General features: G+C 46.0%; 1 pseudogene. It reads left to right on the top strand.

The features are described from left to right. Positions 1 to 225: pseudogene (locus Q1A70_RS20610) on the top strand (hypothetical protein); the annotation flags it as partial. Positions 226 to 315: the final 90 nt, after the last annotated feature.

Genomic DNA, 315 nt, shown 5'->3' on the forward strand with positions numbered 1-315 from the left:
ACGTTGGTGACTGAATTAAGAGCCAAGGGTGTGGGGGTTTCTCAAGGGCATGAGCGAAATTACCTCACGTTGTCTTATCGTTTAGAGCAATTGAATCCTACGCAGTTTTTGGTGCAGGTGAATTTAAGTGATGGGCGCAGCCTTTCTCGAATTTGGATCATCAACAATGACACGCTCGTGCCTTTACCCACGCGTGCCTATGGAGTCAATAATGAGTCGTTTTAGCTTACATCCAGCATTGTCCTCTTTGAAAAATGAACAAGGCACGTTAAAGCCCATTGTTAGGTTAGTGGGCGGGCTTATGGTGATGGGTCT

The organism is uncultured Vibrio sp. (genome assembly GCF_947488985.1).
In the GTDB taxonomy this organism is placed as follows: domain Bacteria; phylum Pseudomonadota; class Gammaproteobacteria; order Enterobacterales; family Vibrionaceae; genus Vibrio.